Genomic DNA, 15,264 nt, shown 5'->3' on the forward strand with positions numbered 1-15,264 from the left:
GCCCAATACGGTTGTTATCGCTGCTCAGGGCATCCCGAACTCTAGTGAAGGCCATCGATCCACGTCCTTACCGTGTCGTAATCGGGGAGTATCCGCGCCGCTGCCGCCTCGGCCAGCGAGGACGCGGCCGTGTCCTTCTCTGAAAGGATCACGTTCAACGGGGATCCAGACCGGTCCTCTGTGGGCCAGTCGATGCCCACCTCCGGATCGAGAGGATTGATCCCGTGCTCGCGGTTCGGGGCGTAACCCGAGGAGCACAGGTACACCACCGCCGAGTCGTCTTCCAGCGAGAGGAAGGCGTGGCCCAGTCCCTCCGAAAGGTAGATCGCCCGTCTATCCGCATCATCGAGCAGCACCGAGTCCCAGGCACCGAAGGTGGGCGAGCCGACGCGGATATCGACAACGACGTCCAGCACGGCGCCCTTCACACACGTCACGTACTTCGCCTGGCCGGGGGGCACGTCGGCGAAGTGAATCCCGCGCAACACCCCGGCGGACGACACGGAGCAATTGGCCTGTTCGAGTTTCAACGGATGCCCTACAGCGTCGGAGAACGAGGGCTCCTTGAACCATTCGAGGAATACACCGCGCTGGTCACCGAACTGCCTCGGCGTGATCTCCCAGGAGCCTGGCACTTTCAACTCACGGAACTCCACGATCATGCTCCCTGTTCTCGGTATCGTGCCTCCACGGCGTTCTTGCCTTCTGCCCACCATGACCTGTTGTCGCGGTACCAATCGATGGTCGCCCGCAATCCCTGCTGGAAGTTTGTGAACCGCGGCTCCCATCCGAGTTCGTCCCGCAGAGTGGACGAATCGATGGCGTATCGCAGATCGTGTCCGGCTCGATCACTGACGTGGTCGAAATCATCTGCGTCCTTGCCCATCAGTTCGAGGATCAACCGCACGACGGTGAGGTTGTCCAGTTCGCCGTCGGCGCCGATCAGGTACGTGCGGCCGATCTCCCCCGACTCGAGGATGCGCCACACCGCTGAGTTGTGATCCTCGACGTGAATCCAGTCGCGCACGTTTTTTCCGGCCCCGTACAGCTTCGGACGCACCCCGGTTAGGACATTGGTGATCTGTCGGGGGATGAACTTCTCGACGTGCTGGAACGGACCATAGTTGTTGGAGCAGTTCGACAAAGTCGCCTTTACCCCGAACGACCGCACCCAGGATCTCACCAGCATGTCCGACGCCGCCTTCGTCGCCGAGTACGGGCTGGACGGGTTGTACGGCGTGTGCTCAGTGAACTTTGCAGGGTCGTCGAGTGCGAGGTCGCCGTAGACCTCGTCGGTCGATACGTGGTGATAGCGGACGCCGTGCTCGCGCACGGCCTCCAACAACGTGAACGTGCCGATGACATTGGTCCGCAGGAACGGCGACGGATCTGACAACGAATTGTCGTTGTGCGACTCTGCCGCGAAATGAACCACGGCATCCGACTGCGACACGAGTTTGTCCACCAACCCGGCGTCGGTGATGTCACCCTCTACGAACTCGACCTTGTCTTCAAAAGTCGCCACCGCCGACCTCGACCCGGCGTACGTCAGTGCATCGAGCACAGTGACGTTCGCGGTCGGGCGATCCGAGACCGTGGACGTCACGAAGTTCGAGCCAATGAAACCGGCACCGCCGGTCACCAAGATCCGCACAGCAACTCCAATAGTTTTCGAGGATGGTCCCCCAGCTGAGCGCGCGGGCGCTACGGGAGCGGCCCGCCGTTGACTCGACAGGCTCAGCGCCCAATGGTCGTGCGGAGACAGCGCAGTGTATCAACCTGGTGATGACGCGCTCTCCACGAGGTCTGAGTGGGATGTTCGACTATGAGCTTCCGAAACCGCCGAAGATCGCCTTCAAGAGCTTCCCCAGGTCGATGCCTGCCGATCCGCTCGACCCCGACTCGGCTGCAGGTTCGTCCGTCACGACGAGTGGCATCGGATCCGTCACGGCGTTCGCCTCGGCGTCCGCAGGGTTCATGCAGACGCCTACGACCTCATACTTGCCTGGGGCCGGCACCGTCACGTCATACTGCTTCGTCTGCTGAGGAAGAGCGGCAAACCCGCCGGCGGCCACAGCGTCGCCGGTCGGCCAGGTCCACACTTCCCGGCCTTCGATCTGTGGCCCCACCAGGGCGGCGATACAAGTAACGCCGCCCGTCGACGGATTCGGGTTGGTCACCGACAAGGTCACCTTCAGCCCGTTCGCAGAGGATTTCACCGTCGGAGGCACCACAGAATCGGCAGCGGACGCTACCGCCGGAACGCCGACCGCGAGTGCCGCCGCAATCGCGGCGGGAATGCCACCGCGTCGCAAAAGAGTCCGCCGCCGAGTCCGGTCCGAAACTGTGGTCATGATGTCCCTTCGCATGAATCGAGCACTGCCAACGGCACCCTAACCGTGTTCGGACCACACCGACACTCGGCGCACTACCCCGAGGCGTCAGCGCTCCGCGCGCAACGATCGATCTCTGGACATTTACTTGTCTGCATCACCGCAAGAGTCCAAAGTCACTACTTCTCCCGCAGTTACTCGCCAGTAGCATCACGGATGTGGGGAACCTGCACGCGCCCTTCCATGTTGAGCAGTCGGGGCCCACCGAACGCGCTGGGCAGCAATCTGTAAGCTAACCGCTGAATAGTGGAGAGTTCAATGATCCACGGGAGCTTCTCGCATTTACCTGGATAGAGGACTTTCATGCACCGGAGCCTTTTCATCGCAGCCGCCGTCGGGTTCGGCTCACTCTTCACAGCAACCGCGTCACATGCCGAACCTGCCGGAACGGTGATCTGCGCGCCCACCGTCATCCTCGCCGTCGACGGAACGAAGGGGCCGGCCACTCCCGACTCGATCGATCCCAATAGCCCCGTCAATGCCTACACCGATCAGTACCGCAACAACTCCGAGTACGTTGTCCGGCATATCCCCTATCCCGGCGGGATGATCCCCGGGGTCAACGGGTGGGACACCGCCATGGACGATTCCGTCGAGATCGGCGCGAACAAGCTCCGAAAAGCGATCGAGGACACCGAGATTGCGTGCGGCAATAGAACCGTGTACGAGTTGTACGGCTATTCGCAGGGGGCGATCGTCGTCCGGAAGGTGGCGACAGAGATCGACACCGCCGAACGCATCCGTGGCGACGGCAGCGACATCCAGGACCGAGTACGGCTTCATTTCATCGCCGATCCGGCCACGGGCGTTCCCGCCCGCTACCCCGGCACCCTCATGCCCGGGGTGACCCTGCCTGAACCGGCCAAGCCGTTCCGGTACCTGCCGGTGACCACCGAATGCCTGACGGGTGACTTGGTCTGCGACCCAAACGGGGATCTTCCCGGATACGCAAGCAAACATTCGACCTACACCCCGGGCGAGGCGGGCCGATAGCGGCGGCCGCACGGTCCCGCGGTTCCAGAGCATGCGGTGGTACCGACGCAGCGGTCACCACGTGGCGTCGTCGACGCCGTTCTGCGGGTCCCAGGACGCAATGCCCGACTGCGGATCGACCGGGCTCAGTTGCCCGACCAGCGCGCGGTCCTCGGCGGAAGGCGAGCTCAGGCGGAGATTGCGACGCCCGTCGAGGTCGTGACCCGACACGTCGAGAACGGGCCATACTGCCTCGATATGGCGCTGCCGATCGACCGCCAGTAGGAGGATCCGCTCGCCCTGCATGAGGCGCCAATTGAGCCCCGCAACCACGTGAGCGGCAAGGACGAGGCTCGCGAACGCCGCGCCGCCGGACGTCCGTGCAACGAGCATGGCATCCACGGGAACCAGGAGCGCCGGGTCGGCTGGTGCGGCGCGCGGCGTCGAGGCGATGACCTTCGACCCGGTCTGCGCTCCGGCGAACTCTGCGGACGCCACTGTCATTGCCTCTCCCCTCCCCTGAGTTGCCAATCATGCGCCGACCGTACGACCACTTGGTGGGATCGGGCGGCTGGATCATCGAATTCGCTGTGTGCACCCCCTCGTCCAGCTTGAACGGGGATGTGCGAAAGATTTGCTGAGCGCTTTATATCAGAGAACCCGCGGTAACAGATAATTAAGTATTTTATGACCTCGAAGTCATGCCAGGATCCCGGATAGAGCGCCCGATCACCTAGACCTTGCACCCCGAACGGACGACAAAGCCCAACCTCGAGTCGCTTTGGCATCGCGGTCCGGCATCGACGCTCTCGCGTTTCACGCCCCGCCACCGTGGGGCCCGGCCGACACACCGACCTGTGGCCGCCCCATCCGCGCCCGAACGCGGGCGGTCACCTGCCAGATCAGGGTGGTGTCGTGGACGCTGATGCACGGCACGCCGAGTGCACGCGCGTGCTGAACGGTGGCCGACTCCTTCTCCGAGCAACGCCCGTCCAGAATGTCCTCGGTGACGATGACACAGAGCACGTCTCCCTCGAATTCGCGGATAGGTTCGAGCCCGTGGAGCGCCACCCATTGCCGGACCATCGCCCACTGCGACACGTCGTTGTAGCGGGTCGGATTGCCGACGAACAACACTCGGCGAGACCGACGGGCTCGGGCGACCTCGATGCTGGAGATGGGTGACATGACAAAGGTTCCTGTCCACGTGAACGGCTGATCCCGGTACGGGACAACTCTCTCCCGGCGCAGCGCCGGCGTCTGTCCCCCGATCAGGCGGTGCATCGGATGAATCTCGACTCCCCCGATCAGGGGACACCCCCGCACGTGAGTGGCACAGTGTGCTCGGGCGCGCATCGGCACTCACATGGGAGGTTGCATGATCACCGTTCTGTGCTGTCGCGGCATCGGTGAGGATCGGGGCGTCAACATGCTCACCAACACCACGCAACTGCTGGATCCCGCACGGTTCGTCGTCAAGCAGGTTCCGTGGGAGGCAAGTTACGGACCGGTGCCCGATCCGGGTGGTTCAGCGTTCGACAAGGCACTGTCCGAAGGACGCACGCTCTTGTTGCGGATGATCGCGGAGGACCCGAATCCCGTTGTTCTGCTCGGCTACTCGGGAGGCGCTGCACTCGCCGGAAACGTGGCGGCCGAGGTGGGACGGGGCCGGCACCCCGCCCTGGACGTGCGTGGGGTCGGACTGATCGCCGACCCGCTGCGGCCGGCGTCGCCGGACCTGCCGGGCTGGGGTATCGCGGGGCAACGCCCGATCACGGGGATGCCCGTGTGGCAGATCACGGACCCGCTGGACGCCATCTGCTGCTGCCCGGGCAACTCGCCGCTGCGCACGTTCGCGGACCAGTCGGCGGCCTTCTCACTCGCCGACCCGAGGGCGTGGGTGTCGGACCTCGTCGATCGGCTCCGCACCCGCCGGTGGCAGGCGGTGATCCTGAACTGGTGGCGACCCTGGACAGTGTGGCAGCAGTACTCCGAGGCCATCGACGACGTGAACGGTTACCTGTTCCGGGGCGACCACACCAGTTACTGGGTGCGGCTCGCCCCAGGCACCGATCGGACGTACTGCGCGCTGCTCGCGGATCGCGTCAACGAACTGACCGAGTGACTGTGCCCGCGCAGGCGGAGTGCATCAGGGATTCTCGGGTGTCTGTTCCTCGTTTCCCGGCGGATCCTCGCCCTCGGCCTCGGGATCTTCTCCCTCGACCGGCGGCTCGGTCTCCTCGACGGGAGGCTCCTCCTCGGCCACCGTCGGTTCCTCCTCGACCACGGGTGGCTGCTCGGATGCGGCGGGCTGCTCGACCACCGGCGGAACCACTGCAGGCGGCGGTACCCCCGGCGGCGGTTGCTGCTGGCCTGCGACCGGAGCCTGCCCGCCCCCGCCGGAACCGCCCTGCCCGGTCCCCGACGAACCGCCGCCGCCTCCGTTCGACTCGGGCGCGACAGCCGGCGGTGCGAGCTCCGACGTCGGCGGAGTGGTCGCGGCGGCGGGTGTCGCCTTGGTAGTCGAGCTGGACGTTTCGGATGTCGGCGTCGGTTCACTGTCGGACCCGCAGGCCGACAGTGTCAGGAGTGCACAACTTGCCGCGATAACCACCGAGCGTTTCAAGGACCTTCTCCTTCGTTCGAGTATCTATCGATCGAACGGAACATACGGTCCGTTTGGTACGTTTTGGCGTTTTTGCGAGGAATCGTCACCCTTCCGACACGAACGGCGAATCAGCTCTGCGCGTTCCTGCGCGCCGCACGCTTGGCCGAGGCATTGCGGACCATCGACAGCGGCGTCGGCGGCACCCAGCCCAGCTGGACCGCCTGACCGAGGTCGTCCCGGGTGGCCCAGTGCTCGATGACGCGGCCGTCTTCGACGCGCAACCAGTGCGACTGCTCGACCGCGAACGATCGCCCCGTGGGCGCGAACACCTGGTCGATCGATCCCTGCTCGTCGTAGACGACGAAGGGTCCGACGTGCCTGCCCTTCATCATCGTGTGGACGACCGCGAGGTCGCCCTCGACCACGACATGCTCGACGTCGAACCGCAGCTCGGTGAAGGCGGAACGCAGCCACCCGGCGGAAGCGTAGAACGCGTCGGGCCCGCGCCCTCGCGTCCGCGGGGGTTCCGTCGCGCTCTCCCGGTTGAATGCGCCCGAGTGGACGACGGAATCGAAATCGGCGCGGCTTCCGTTCGCCATGATCTCCATCGCGCGAACGGCGAGGGATTTCACGTGCTCCGACGGAACCGGTTCCTCGATGCTCACGGTGCACTCCGCAACAATCAATGGGAACTCTCAGTATTCGACCGCCGCCGACTGGAAGTCAACGACCTGATGCCGGTCCGATCGGGTGCGGGATTTGCGCGCGCCTCAGCGAAACCGCCGTCGACGGCGGTACCGTCGGGGAGGTGATGGGACTGCCTGATGCGATCTCGGCCTGCTTGTTCGATCTCGACGGTGTGCTCACGGGAACGGCGGTGCTGCACCGGAAGGCGTGGAAACGCACGTTCGACGAGTTCCTGAAGCATCGCGAGGGCGCGAACTTCCGGCCGTTCACCGACCAGGACTACTACGACTACGTCGACGGACGCCCCCGCGCCGACGGGGTCCGGACCTTTCTCACGTCCCGCAGCATCACGTTGCCGGAGGGGTCGCCGGACGATCCGCCCGGCGCCGAGACCGTGAACGGTGTCGGGAACAGCAAGAACCGGCTGCTGCTGAAAGTCATCGAAGAGGAAGGCGTCAGCCCCTACCCCGGTTCGGTCCGCTACATCAAGGCGGCGTACGACGCCGGCCTGAAGATCGCCGTGGTCACGTCGTCCGCGAACGGCAAGGCCGTCCTCGACGCTGCCGATCTCAGCCGCTACGTCCACGTCCGCATCGACGGGGTCGTGATCAGAGAGCAGGGTCTCCGCGGGAAACCCGCGCCGGATTCGTTCCTCGCAGCCGCCCGCGCCCTCAACGTGCATCCCGATCAGGCGGCCGTGTTCGAGGACGCCCTGTCCGGAGTGGAATCGGGGCGGGCAGGCGAATTCGGTTACGTCGTCGGGGTCAATCGCAACGATCAGGCCGAGGCGCTACGCGAGCACGGCGCCGACGTGGTGGTGAACGACCTGGCCGAGCTTCTGGAAAGGTGAGCATGGACGACACGGGCTACGAGATCTCGCCGTGGCAGCTGCGCTGGCGCGGACTGGATCTGGAGGCACTGCACGCCACCGAATCCACCTTCGCACTGTCCAACGGACACATCGGGATTCGTGGCACGTTCGAGGAGGGTGAACCGCGCGGTCTCCCCGGCACCTACCTCAACGGGTTCTACGAGCAACGTCCCCTGCCCTACGCGGAGGCGGGCTACGGCTACCCCGAGGACGGGCAGACCGTCGTGAACGTGACCGACGGCAGCATCATCCGCCTCCTCGTCGAGGACGAGCCCATGGACATGCGGTACGGGAGCGCACCGGCGCACGAGCGCGTCCTCGACTTCCGCTCGGGCACCCTGCGCCGCACCACCGAGTGGACGTCACCGACCGGACGCCGGGTGCGTATCCACTCGGAACGACTCGTCTCGTTCACCTCGCGCGCGGTCGCCGCCATCCGCTACGAGGTCGAGCCGCTCGACGGCGACATCGAACTCGTCCTGCAGTCGGATCTGCTCGCCAACGAACACATCCCGGCCCGCACGGACGACCCGAGAGTGGCTGCCGCCCTCGAAAGTCCACTTGTCTCCGATTTCGCTGCCGCCCACGACTTCAAGGCGGTGCTGGCCCACCACACGAGGGCTTCGGGACTGCGGATGGCCGCGGGGATGGACCACGAGATCGACTACCCCGCCAACGGGCGGTGCAGTATCGAGACCGAGGAGGATCTGGCCCGGCTCACCGTCGCCGTCGACATCCCGCAGGGCGAACGCCTGAAGGTGACGAAATACCTGGCGTACGGGTGGTCGGCGCGGCGCTCGACTCCGGCCTTGCGCGGCCAGGTGGAGGGGGCGCTGGCCGGCGCACTCGAAACCGGCTGGGAAACCCTGCTGAAACGCCAGCGCGAGTATCTCGACGCATTCTGGGAGACGGCGGACGTCGAGATCGACGGTGACGCGGAACTTCAGCAGGCGGTGCGGTTTGCGCTGTTCCACGTGCTGCAGGCGGGTGCTCGCGGTGAGTCACGCGCGATCCCCGCGAAGGGCCTGACCGGGCCCGGATACGACGGGCATGCGTTCTGGGATACCGAGACGTTCGTCCTCCCGCTGCTCACATACACGGTGCCGGACTCGGCCCGCGACGCGCTGCGCTGGCGGCACTCCACGCTCGACAAGGCGAAGAACCGCGCCGTACAGCTGGGGCAGGCAGGTGCCGTGTTCCCGTGGCGCTCGATCAACGGCGAAGAATGCTCGGGCTATTGGCCCGCGGGAACCGCGGCCTTCCACGTGGGTGCCGACGTCGCCGCGGCAACATCCCGGTATCTGGCAGCGACCGGGGACGAGGAGTTCGAAGCCGAATGCGGCGTCGAACTGCTCGTGGAGACCGCCCGGCTGTGGACGTCGCTCGGCCACCACAATGCGCAAGGCGAGTTCCGAATCGACGGTGTCACCGGGCCGGACGAATACACCGCTGTCGCCGACAACAACGTGTTCACCAATCTCATGGCGCAGAAGAATCTGCACGACGCGGCGGCCGCCTGCGAGAGACGTCCCGGCTTGGCGCGCGAGCTAGGTGTGGACGACGAGGAAGCAGCACTCTGGCGAGATGCCGCCGAGCACATGCGCATTCCGTTCGATGACGCTCTCGGCGTCCACCAGCAATCCGACGCCTTCACGCACCACGCCGAGTGGGACTTCGAAGGCACACCACCCGAGCACTATCCGCTGCTGCTGCACTACCCGTACTTCGATCTCTACCGCAAGCAGGTGGTGAAGCAGGCCGACCTGGTGCTGGCGATGTATCTTCGGGGCGACGCCTTCACCGACGAACAGAAGATCGCCAATTTCGCCTATTACGAGGCACTGACGGTTCGGGACTCGTCCCTGTCGGCGTGCGTGCAGTCCGTGATGGCCGCCGAGGTCGGGCAACTTCAACTCGCCTACGACTACCTCGCCGAGGCCGCTCTGACCGATCTCCACGACCTCCACGCCAACGTGGAGAACGGATTGCACATCGCCTCACTCGCCGGAACATGGATGGCGTGTATCGCGGGATTCGGTGGAATGCGCGATCACGGCGGCAACATCTCCTTCGCACCGCGGATACCACCACAGCTGGTCAATTTGTCGTTCCGGATGACGGTGCGGGGCAGCCAGATCCACGTGGACGTCCGCGCCAAGACCGCAACCTACCGCCTGCTGTCCGGCGAACCGGTTCAGCTCGCACATCACGGCAGCCCGTTCACTCTCGACTCGTTCCCGATCACGCGGCCGATCCCCGAACTGCCGATCACCGCGCCCGTACGACAACCGTACGGGCGCGCTCCCGTGCGTCGAGGCTGATCCGACACCCGACCAGCCCGGACACCGCAGCCGCGAGCAGCAGCGCGGCACACCGAACCTTCGTTGTGCGACAGTGGTGCGATGAGCCCTGTGGTGACGATCGACGAGTTGGCGGAATCGCTGAGCAGCGACGCTCCGCCGGTCCTTCTCGACGTGCGGTGGGCGCTCGGCGACACCGAGGGCAGGCAGCACTATCTCGACGCGCACATTCCCGGTGCCGTGTTCGTCGACCTGGACACCGAACTGGCCGCCCAGGGATCCCCGGAGCTGGGCCGGCATCCGCTGCCGACGGTGACGGACCTCCAGGACGCCGCACGCCGGTGGGGTGTCCGGGCCGGGAGCCCGGTCGTGGTCTACGACGCCACGGGGAACCTCGCCGCCGCGCGGGCGTGGTGGCTGCTGCGCTGGGCCGGAGTTGCCGACGTGACGATGCTCGACGGTGGACTCGGCGCCTGGACGTCGGCGGGCCACTCCGTCCGATCCGGCGACGAGCACCCACGACTGCCCGGTGACGTCGTGCTCACCGCGGGCCACCTGCCGACGCTGACCGCGGACGAGGCCGCCGAACTCGCCGCCCACGGTCGCCTTCTCGATGCCCGTGCCGCCGAGCGGTACTCGGGCGAGACCGAACCCGTCGATCCCCGCGCAGGGCACATTCCCGGTGCCCGCAGCGCCCCGACGTCCGAGAATCTCGGGCCCGACGGACGGTTCGCGCCTGCCGAGGCGCTGCGCGAACGGTTCGCCGCGGTCGGCGCGGAACCCGGACGTCCCGTCGGCGTCTATTGCGGATCGGGTGTGACGGCAGCCCACCAGGTTGCGGCACTCGCGCTCGCCGGCGTCGACGCCGCCCTGTATCCGGGGTCCTGGTCGCAGTGGTCGTCCGATCCCGGCCGCCCGGTCGCCACCGGCCCCGACCCGCGGTGACGGCGAGTCACGCCGACTGACCGGCCGTCTCCACGTCGTGCGCCGGGTAGGCGTGGATGAGGGCGGTACTCAGCTTCGGAACGGCGTACGTGAGTGTGTGTTCGGCGGTGTGCGCCACGCGGTGCGCGTCGCGCAGGCTGGTCGAAGGGTCGACGTCGAGTTCGGCGTCGGCATGCAGGTGGTGCCCGATCCACCGCATCTTCACGCTCCGCACCCCGACCACCCCCGGTTCGGCGGCGAGGGCCCGTTCGGCGGCGTCGACGAGTTCCGGGTCGACGCCGTCCATCAACCGCCGGAACACGTCGCGTGCCGCGGTCCGTAACACGAGCAGGATCGCAGCCGTGATGACCAGGCCCACCACCGGGTCGGCGAGCGGAATCCCGACCGCGACACCGCCGGCGCCCAGCACCACGGCGAGGGAGGTGAATCCGTCGGTCCGTGCGTGCAGCCCGTCGGCGACGAGCGCGGCGGAGCCGATCCGCCGACCGATCCGGATCCGGTACAGCGCCACCCATTCGTTGCCGGCGAAACCGATGACACCAGCGAGGGCCACCCACCCGAGGTGGTGGATCGGCACGGGATCGAGGAGGCGGCGGGTCGCCTCGACACCCGCGACGACCGCGGACAACGCGACCATCACCACGACGAACAACCCGGCGAGGTCTTCGGCCCGGCCGTATCCGTACGTGAATCGCCGGGTGGCCGCCCGCCGTCCGAGGGCGAACGCGATCCACAGCGGAATCGCTGTCAGCGCGTCGGAGAAGTTGTGCACGGTGTCGGCGGCGAGCGCGACGGAACCGGACAACGCGACCAGGATCACCTGAGCCAGGGCGGTGACGCCCAGCACCACCAGGCTGATCTTCACCGCCCGGATCCCGATCTCGCTCGCCTCGAGTGCGTCGTCGACGCTGTCCGCGGAGTCGTGGCTGTGCGGGGCGAAGATCTCGCGGATCACCCCGCGGACGCCACCCGAATGTCCGTGGCCGTGGCCGTGTCCGTGTCCGTGTCCGTGGCCGTGTCCGTGGCCGTTCACGACCCGCCTCCCTCCGCAGCGAGGTCCGCGTCCTCGTGGATTACCTGCAGGTCGCCGGTGGCACGGTGATGTCCCGGGATACCGGGGCCCGCGTGCTCGGCATTGAACACGGCGTCGGTGACCAACTGCTGCACGTGCTCGTTGGCGACGCTGTAGTAGATGGACGTTCCCTCCCTCCGTGTGTGCACGAGCCGCGCCATCCGGAGCTTCGCGAGATGCTGCGAGACGGAGGGCGCCGGCTTTCCCACCCGTTCAGCCAGCTCGTTCACCGACAGCTCGCCTCCCACGAGTTGCCAGAGCACCTGCACCCGGGTCGCGTCGGCGAGCATGCGGAAGACCTCGACCACCAGCCCGACCTGGTCTTCGTCGAGCCGACGCCGGCAAGAGCGCATATCTGCATTCATACGCAGATAATAGTTCACTTCGTTTTGTGATGTATCAGACACTGATTCGACTTACTTGCTTGCGCTAACGATGTATATAGTTGCTTGCATCAAGTAAGTCGTCCTTCAGGGGTTGCCATGTCCGTCTCGTCAGTGCCTACCGTGTCGTCCGTATCTCTCGGCACCACCGAAGCGCTCATCGACGAGGTCTTCCTCTTCGGCCGCGTGCTTCGCGACGCCCTGGTGTCGGAAGGCGACGGTCACATCCCGCGCGCGTTGACGGGGGTCCTCCTCGTTCTCGCGGCTCGGGGGGAATGCCGGCAGAACGAACTCGCCACCGAGTTGTGTGTCAGCCAGTCCTCACTCAGTCGCCAGATCACCGATCTGGTGGACGTCGGCTACGTCACCCGGCACTCGGATCCCGCCGACGGACGCGCATTCCGAATACGCGTGTCGCCGGAGGGATTGGCGTACGCCAAGCACGTGAGAACACAGCGAGCCGCACGAATGCAGAAGTTGATGACCGGATGGAACGAGACCGAGGCAGCGATTGCCCTCGAGTCCATCCGGCACCTGAAGGAAACACTCTTCGATCCAGAACACCGGATCGTCACGAGCTCGAACCCGATTGGAACTCAAAGCGTATGACCGAAACACAGACTCGGCCGCCGGTTGAAGAAACGACGGCCATGACGCACCGCCAAATCCTCGAAGCCCTCACGGGCCTGCTCGCGGCGCTGTTCACCGCGCTGCTGAGCAGCACGATCGTCGCCACCGCCCTCCCGACGATCATCGGTGACCTGAAGGGCACGCAGACCGCGTACGCCTGGGTCATCACCAGCGCGTTGCTCGCCAATGCCGCCTCGACACCCATCTGGGGCAAGCTCGCCGACCTGTTCAACAAGAAGGTTCTCGTCCAGAGCGCGATCGTCATCTTCGTCATCGGTTCGGCGATCGCGGGCTTCGCGCACAACGTGCCGATCCTGCTGGCCGCGCGCGTCATCCAGGGCGTCGGCATGGGTGGCCTGACGGCCCTCGTCGTCGCCATCATCGGCACCATCGTCGCTCCCCGTGAGCGCGGCCGCTACTCCGGTTACATGGGTGCCGTCATGGCCGTGTCGATGTCGGGTGGTCCGATCCTCGGCGGCGTCATCGTCGACAGCCCCCTCGGCTGGCGCTGGTGCTTCTTCGTGTGCGTGCCGCTCGCCGTCATCGCACTGTTCCTGCTGCAGCGCACGCTGCACCTCGCGACCGAGAAGAAGGACGACGTCTCCATCGACTGGCTCGGCGCCCTGCTGCTGACCGCCGGTGTGTCCATCCTGCTGATCTGGGTCTCGTTCGCCGGCAAGGCGGGCTACTACGAGTGGTTCTCCCGTGAGACGGTCATGTACGTCGGATCGGGTGTACTCCTGCTGGCCGCGACGATCCTCGTCGAAGCCAAGGCCAAGTCACCGATCATCCCGCTCAAAATCGTCACGGAGAAGACCACCGGACTCGCCATCATCGCGTCCGTCGCCGTCGGTGTCGGAATGTTCGGTTCCACCACGTTCCTCGGCCAGTACTTCCAGACCTCGCGTGGCTACACCCCGACCATGGCCGGAGTGCTCACCATCCCGATGGTCGCCGGCATGCTCCTCGGCACGGTCGGATCCGGACAGCTCATCACTCGCTTCGGTAAGTGGAAGCCATTCGTCGTCGGCGGCGCAGTCCTGATGATCGTCGGCTTCGGATTGCTCGGCACCATCGATCACGAGACCAGCCTGACCCTGGTCGGCGCGTACATCGCGATCATCGGTCTCGGCATGGGCATGCTGATGCAGAACCTGGTCCTCGCGGTGCAGAACACCGTCAGCGTCCAGAACATCGGTGCGGCATCCAGTTCGGTCGCCTTCTTCCGGACCTTCGGTGGCGCGATCGGCGTCTCGGTTCTCGGTTCGGTGCTGGCCACCCGCGTCGCCGACCTGTCGGCCGACGGTTTCGCGAAGCTCGGCACCCCCGCCGGGTCGAGCAGCGGCGGCGGAAGCCTGGACCTGACGTCCATGCCCGCTCCCGTGCAGGGTGTCATCCGCGCCGCATACGGAGACGCGACCGGCCGGATCTTCCTCATCGCCGCCGCCGTCGCCGTCATCACCCTGATCGCCGTCATCCTGCTGCCCAACCGCCCACTGCGTCGCACCATCGACCTGTCGAGCGAGCAGGAGCCCGTCCAGGAACCCGAGTACGCCCCCGTTCCGGAGTACGCACTCGAGCCCGACACGGCACCGATCCAGTCGTCCGACGTCCGCGGCGGCAGGCACGAGGCCCCCGCCGATCAGCGGCAGCCCTTCGCGGGGTTGAGCGCCGACGCCCGGGACCGTCTCCTGTCCATGCTGCTGCCCCAGCCGGAGCGGACGCTGGAAGCGATCGACGAAGCGGAGAAGATCCGCGACGAGGTCAACCGCCTGCGTAACGATCTCAACGCCAAGCTCGTCGAATTCGACGCGGTCTGGGATCGCCTGCGCGAACTGGGACTGAGCGAAGAGCAAGTGGCCGGCGTCCTCGGCGGCGGCCACGTGACGGACACCGGCAACGGTGCCCTCATCCGCTGAATGAGATGATCGTTCAGTTCCACGACGCCGTCGGCCCGCCCACGTATCCCCCTCTACGTGGGCGGGCCGGCGGTGTGTTCGCTCAATTGACCCGGTTCACGCTGGTGGGCACGTCGAGCAATGTGCTCTACGCTCTCGCGTTCTTCACCCTCGACATGTACGGGTCGTTCGTCGCCAACCTGGTCGGCGTGGTGACCAGTTCGATGTTGGCCAACGAACTCCACCGACGGCTCACCTTCCGCGCCGTGGACCGCGTCCGCTGGTTCGTCGCGCAATGGGAGGGCGGGACCCTCGCGCTGATCGGCCTAGCCGTCAGCTCACTCGCGCTCGCCCTGCTGCACATGCTCTTCCCGGGCGCCGACGGCCCGGTGCAAGTCGCGCTCGTCATCGCCGTCAGCGCCGTCGTCGGCGGGCTGCGGTTCCTCGCGCTCCGCGGGTGGGTCTATGCCTCCGGCCCGTGAGTACTTATTAACCGCGGGCGGTT

General features: G+C 66.2%; 17 protein-coding genes. 8 read left to right on the top strand and 9 right to left on the bottom strand.

The annotated features are described in order from the left end of the window. Positions 1–41: 41 nt before the first annotated feature. From rfbC to GO592_RS22695, 3 genes are all read right to left on the bottom strand, one after another. Complete coding sequence (rfbC, locus tag GO592_RS22685; RefSeq protein WP_007300783.1) at positions 42–662, bottom strand: dTDP-4-dehydrorhamnose 3,5-epimerase; 621 nt, start codon at positions 660–662, stop codon at positions 42–44. Next, the gene (gene rfbB / locus GO592_RS22690; protein ID WP_007300784.1) at positions 659–1,654 is read right to left on the bottom strand and encodes a dTDP-glucose 4,6-dehydratase; all 996 of its coding nucleotides are present in this window, start codon (positions 1,652–1,654) and stop codon (positions 659–661) included. Before rfbB ends, rfbC begins: the two co-directional genes overlap by 4 nt. 169 nt (positions 1,655–1,823) lie before the next feature. Beyond that, positions 1,824–2,180, bottom strand: coding sequence for a hypothetical protein (locus GO592_RS22695; protein WP_157234350.1), 357 nt, complete (start codon positions 2,178–2,180; stop codon positions 1,824–1,826). A 516-nt stretch (positions 2,181–2,696) separates the two neighbouring features. Between GO592_RS22695 and GO592_RS22700 the strand changes: the two genes are divergently transcribed. Then, on the top strand, positions 2,697–3,386 hold the full coding sequence (locus GO592_RS22700) for a PE-PPE domain-containing protein (RefSeq protein ID WP_007300786.1): 690 nt from the start codon (positions 2,697–2,699) through the stop codon (positions 3,384–3,386). Positions 3,387–3,440: 54 nt separating this feature from the next. On the opposite strand, the gene GO592_RS22705 is transcribed toward GO592_RS22700, so the two are convergent. Next, a complete protein-coding gene (locus GO592_RS22705) occupies positions 3,441–3,869 on the bottom strand; it encodes a hypothetical protein (RefSeq protein ID WP_007300787.1) in 429 nt (142 codons plus the stop codon). Positions 3,870–4,181: 312 nt separating this feature from the next. Further along, positions 4,182–4,553, bottom strand: coding sequence for a hypothetical protein (locus tag GO592_RS22710; protein WP_007300788.1), 372 nt, complete (start codon positions 4,551–4,553; stop codon positions 4,182–4,184). Positions 4,554–4,743: 190 nt separating this feature from the next. On the opposite strand from GO592_RS22710, the gene GO592_RS22715 reads away from it, so the two are divergent. Then, positions 4,744–5,490: an alpha/beta fold hydrolase gene (locus tag GO592_RS22715; RefSeq protein WP_007300789.1), complete on the top strand. Its 747-nt coding sequence runs from the start codon at positions 4,744–4,746 to the stop codon at positions 5,488–5,490. Positions 5,491–5,514: 24 nt separating this feature from the next. On the opposite strand, the gene GO592_RS22720 is transcribed toward GO592_RS22715, so the two are convergent. Further along, positions 5,515–5,991: a hypothetical protein gene (locus GO592_RS22720; RefSeq protein ID WP_039952871.1), complete on the bottom strand. Its 477-nt coding sequence runs from the start codon at positions 5,989–5,991 to the stop codon at positions 5,515–5,517. 110 nt (positions 5,992–6,101) lie between these two features. After that, the gene (locus GO592_RS22725; RefSeq protein ID WP_007300791.1) at positions 6,102–6,638 is read right to left on the bottom strand and encodes an ester cyclase; all 537 of its coding nucleotides are present in this window, start codon (positions 6,636–6,638) and stop codon (positions 6,102–6,104) included. 146 nt (positions 6,639–6,784) lie between these two features. Here GO592_RS22725 and GO592_RS22730 point away from each other — a divergent pair, with 146 nt between their 5' ends. From GO592_RS22730 to GO592_RS22740, 3 genes are all read left to right on the top strand, one after another. Further along, a complete protein-coding gene (locus tag GO592_RS22730) occupies positions 6,785–7,510 on the top strand; it encodes an HAD family hydrolase (RefSeq protein ID WP_007300792.1) in 726 nt (241 codons plus the stop codon). Between the two features lie 2 nt (positions 7,511–7,512). Then, positions 7,513–9,852: a glycoside hydrolase family 65 protein gene (locus GO592_RS22735; protein WP_007300793.1), complete on the top strand. Its 2,340-nt coding sequence runs from the start codon at positions 7,513–7,515 to the stop codon at positions 9,850–9,852. A gap of 90 nt (positions 9,853–9,942) precedes the next feature. Next, positions 9,943–10,776, top strand: a complete 834-nt coding sequence (locus GO592_RS22740; protein ID WP_007300794.1) for a sulfurtransferase — start codon at positions 9,943–9,945, stop codon at positions 10,774–10,776. Between the two features lie 7 nt (positions 10,777–10,783). On the opposite strand, the gene GO592_RS22745 is transcribed toward GO592_RS22740, so the two are convergent. Then, positions 10,784–11,809, bottom strand: a complete 1,026-nt coding sequence (locus GO592_RS22745) for a cation diffusion facilitator family transporter (protein WP_007300795.1) — start codon at positions 11,807–11,809, stop codon at positions 10,784–10,786. Then, complete coding sequence (locus GO592_RS22750) at positions 11,806–12,213, bottom strand: ArsR/SmtB family transcription factor (RefSeq protein WP_039952872.1); 408 nt, start codon at positions 12,211–12,213, stop codon at positions 11,806–11,808. Before GO592_RS22750 ends, GO592_RS22745 begins: the two co-directional genes overlap by 4 nt. A gap of 117 nt (positions 12,214–12,330) precedes the next feature. Here GO592_RS22750 and GO592_RS22755 point away from each other — a divergent pair, with 117 nt between their 5' ends. From GO592_RS22755 to GO592_RS22765, 3 genes are read left to right on the top strand one after another with little or no spacing between them, the layout of a single operon-like run. Further along, positions 12,331–12,840, top strand: a complete 510-nt coding sequence (locus tag GO592_RS22755) for a MarR family winged helix-turn-helix transcriptional regulator (protein WP_007300796.1) — start codon at positions 12,331–12,333, stop codon at positions 12,838–12,840. After that, entirely contained in the window at positions 12,837–14,780 is a 1,944-nt protein-coding gene (locus GO592_RS22760; RefSeq protein WP_039952873.1) for an MDR family MFS transporter, read from the top strand. Before GO592_RS22755 ends, GO592_RS22760 begins: the two co-directional genes overlap by 4 nt. A 5-nt stretch (positions 14,781–14,785) precedes the next feature. Further along, positions 14,786–15,241, top strand: coding sequence for a GtrA family protein (locus tag GO592_RS22765; RefSeq protein ID WP_007300798.1), 456 nt, complete (start codon positions 14,786–14,788; stop codon positions 15,239–15,241). The last annotated feature ends 23 nt before the right edge of the window (positions 15,242–15,264 follow it).

Origin of the sequence: Rhodococcus sp. 21391 (genome assembly GCF_016772255.1) — a bacterium.
GTDB classification, from domain to species: domain Bacteria; phylum Actinomycetota; class Actinomycetes; order Mycobacteriales; family Mycobacteriaceae; genus Rhodococcus_F; species Rhodococcus_F opacus.

Bases quoted from the DNA above. Each gene is read 5' to 3' on its own strand.
- GO592_RS22735 (WP_007300793.1), top strand. From the start codon at position 7,513: ATGGACGACACGGGCTACGAGATCTCGCCGTGGCAGCTGCGCTGGCGC.
- GO592_RS22715 (WP_007300789.1), top strand. From the start codon at position 4,744: ATGATCACCGTTCTGTGCTGTCGCGGCATCGGTGAGGATCGGGGCGTC.
- rfbC (WP_007300783.1), bottom strand. From the start codon at position 662: ATGATCGTGGAGTTCCGTGAGTTGAAAGTGCCAGGCTCCTGGGAGATC.
- GO592_RS22760 (WP_039952873.1), top strand. From the start codon at position 12,837: ATGACCGAAACACAGACTCGGCCGCCGGTTGAAGAAACGACGGCCATG.
- GO592_RS22700 (WP_007300786.1), top strand. From the start codon at position 2,697: ATGCACCGGAGCCTTTTCATCGCAGCCGCCGTCGGGTTCGGCTCACTC.
- GO592_RS22755 (WP_007300796.1), top strand. From the start codon at position 12,331: ATGTCCGTCTCGTCAGTGCCTACCGTGTCGTCCGTATCTCTCGGCACC.
- GO592_RS22730 (WP_007300792.1), top strand. From the start codon at position 6,785: ATGGGACTGCCTGATGCGATCTCGGCCTGCTTGTTCGATCTCGACGGT.
- GO592_RS22710 (WP_007300788.1), bottom strand. From the start codon at position 4,553: ATGTCACCCATCTCCAGCATCGAGGTCGCCCGAGCCCGTCGGTCTCGC.
- GO592_RS22750 (WP_039952872.1), bottom strand. From the start codon at position 12,213: ATGAATGCAGATATGCGCTCTTGCCGGCGTCGGCTCGACGAAGACCAG.
- GO592_RS22705 (WP_007300787.1), bottom strand. From the start codon at position 3,869: ATGACAGTGGCGTCCGCAGAGTTCGCCGGAGCGCAGACCGGGTCGAAG.
- GO592_RS22765 (WP_007300798.1), top strand. From the start codon at position 14,786: ATGATCGTTCAGTTCCACGACGCCGTCGGCCCGCCCACGTATCCCCCT.